The 2,547-nt window shown below is 44.3% G+C and carries 3 protein-coding genes and 1 pseudogene; all 4 read right to left on the bottom strand.

Annotated elements, in window-relative coordinates:
• Window positions 1-370, bottom strand: a pseudogene (locus ACEW8S_RS10120) (class I SAM-dependent methyltransferase); the annotation flags it as partial.
• Window positions 371-377: 7 nt separating this feature from the next.
• Complete coding sequence (locus ACEW8S_RS10115) at window positions 378-1,478, bottom strand: AI-2E family transporter (protein WP_373518033.1); 1,101 nt, start codon at window positions 1,476-1,478, stop codon at window positions 378-380.
• A gap of 19 nt (window positions 1,479-1,497) precedes the next feature.
• Window positions 1,498-2,133, bottom strand: coding sequence for a DUF4159 domain-containing protein (locus ACEW8S_RS10110; RefSeq protein WP_373518032.1), 636 nt, complete (start codon window positions 2,131-2,133; stop codon window positions 1,498-1,500).
• A 69-nt stretch (window positions 2,134-2,202) separates the two neighbouring features.
• On the bottom strand, window positions 2,203-2,547 hold a 345-nt coding region (locus ACEW8S_RS10105; protein WP_373518031.1), incomplete at its 5' end, for a 6-phosphogluconolactonase.

Genomic DNA, 2,547 nt, shown 5'->3' with positions numbered 1-2,547 from the left:
CGGATAGATTCTCGTCGATTTCACAGTGAAAAACCTGCTCGATTTTTTGACTGAAATAATAGCTGTCGACACCAAATCCACCAGTGGCATCCAAAAGGGATTTTCCGGCTACGATTTCGGACTTATACCTTGCCGTAATTTCGGAGGAGGTTTGCTCGATATTCAGTTTATTGGGGTAGTAGATTTTCGGTGTACCGAACCAAACGGGGAGTTTTTTTTCGCACTTTTTCCGGGCTTCGAGCTGTTCGGCGAGTTCTTGGTTCGAAATTCCCTCGAAAATAGGTTTTTTGAGCAATACTGACATGATGTCAGTATTCCAATTTTCTGTTATAAATTTTTGAACACCAGTAGGTAATATCCTTTTATTCAAACTTTAACTATAAACTTTTGGTCAGGGATTTTACAAGCTTGTTATCGGCTAAAAATTCCTTTAGAATTACTTTGATAGCAGTGTATCCGGGTACCGCCACTATCATTCCGACCACTCCGAAAAGCAACCCGGCGATGATGATGATCAAGAAAATTTCGAGCGGGTGCGACTTTACGCTGTTGGAAAAAATAAGAGGCTGCGAAAAGAAATTATCGACCAATTGACCAACGGCCAAACCGATAAGAACGTAGCCCGCTTTTGGCAAGATAACGGTACTGAAATCCATGCCCAGATTACTGGTCATAGTCAGTACGATCATCACCACTCCGCCGATAATCGGGCCCACATACGGAATGATGTTAAAAAGCGCACATAAAAAGGCGATGACGATTGCGTTTTCGATGCCCACAATAAGTAGTGTAATCGTGTAAATGACAAAGAGCACGAAGATTTGTAGCAAGAGTCCGACAAAGTAACGGGACAAAAGGCTATTGATTTTTTCGATGGAGTGCACGGTTCCGGTTTCCCTGGTCTTAGGCACCAAGGCCAAAATACCTTTTTGAAGTAGTAAGCGATCTTTAAGAAAGAAAAACGAAATAAAAAGCACCGAAAATAGGGCTATGCTGGCGGTGCTCAATACCTCTAAAAATGTGTTGAGAAAATTTGGAATAAAGCCGACATCGAAACCTTCCAAAACACTTTTTTCGAGGTCGGATTTCTGTAGCATCTGATTGACCGTTTCCGGCGTTGCCCCAAAATATTGGGTAATTTCGGAATACAGCGAATTCAGGTTTTCTTGAAGGGCATCGATGTCAAGTAAAGACAGGTTTTTTCCTTGTTCGGTCAACAGGGGTACGAAAAGGGCGATGATTCCCGCAAAAATACCCAACATCAAAAGCATGGTGATAATGACGGCTAGCAGATTCGGGAATTTCAATTTCCGTCGTAAGAAATAGACAACGGGACTACCGATCAATGCAATCACCGCTGCAATCGCCAAATAGGCAATTACCGACTGAATTTGCCATAAGAAATAAAGGAGCAAGGCGATACCTATAACAATGCCCACAGCTCGTAATATTCCCGTGGATATGGTTTTTGAGGTCATACTGGTGGTTTATGGTTTGTTAGTGCCCAAAAGCATACGCCACAATATTCGCCCCCATTTCGAGTGCTTTCTTGCGCACTTCCTCGGGGTCGTTGTGTACCGAGGGGTCTTCCCATCCGTTGCCCAGGTCGCTTTCGAAAGTGAACAACAATACCAGCCGGTTCTCATGCATAATACCAAATGCCTGTGGGCGTTTGCCGTCGTGTTCGTGTATTTTCGGAAGTCCTTCCGGGAATCGGTAGACTTCCTTAAAAATGGGATGGTCCGCGCCCAGTTCCTCCAATTCCGTGTCGGGAAACACTTTGACCAGTTCTTTTTTGAGATAGGGCGCCATTCCGTAGTTGTCGTCGATATGTAAAAATCCTCCGGATAGAAGATAGGTACGCAGGTTTTCGGCCTCTTCCTCGGAAAAGACGACGTTACCATGGCCCGTCATGTGAAGGAACGGATATTGAAAGATGATGTGACTGCCGACTTCGACGGTTTCCGGTTTTTCCGTGATTTTCGTGCCGATATTAGCGTTACAGAACCGGATCAGGTTGGGCAATGATGTGGGGTTGCTGTACCAGTCCCCGCCGCCGTTGTATTTTAATACGGCGATTTCCTGGGCATGCACGGTTGCCATGAAAAAGCATAAGAACACCGTGTAAAGCATGAATTTGGTTAGGTTGTGGAGAAAGTACGGTATCATAACGAAGTTAATATGCGCCAAATGTATGAATAATCACAATGCATTTGAATCAATAAAACATGATACATCATGATGCAGCCATAAAAAGGAGGCAGGCAGCTGTGTCGTAATTTCTTTTGACAGCAATTTAAAAATTATATCCTGCTTGTCCGATCCCGTGAGTAAAAGGATTATTTTTTTGGATCGGAGTATGTCCGCCATACCTAGGGTCAACCCATACGCGGGCTTAGGCTTCATGGTGTTTGCCATTGAATGTTGTAGCGATTTTTCCGAAAGTTTCGCAACGTGGCAGAAAGGCGTTAGCGTTTTCGCCGGTTCGTTGAATCCGATGTGGCCGTTCTTCCCCAATCCTAAAATACAGATATCGATCGGGCCGTT

Source organism: Pricia sp., assembly GCF_041745955.1.
Lineage (GTDB): Bacteria > Bacteroidota > Bacteroidia > Flavobacteriales > Flavobacteriaceae > Pricia.
The sequence above is the reverse complement of the archived record's forward strand: the minus strand, read 5'-3'. Positions and strand labels throughout refer to the sequence as shown.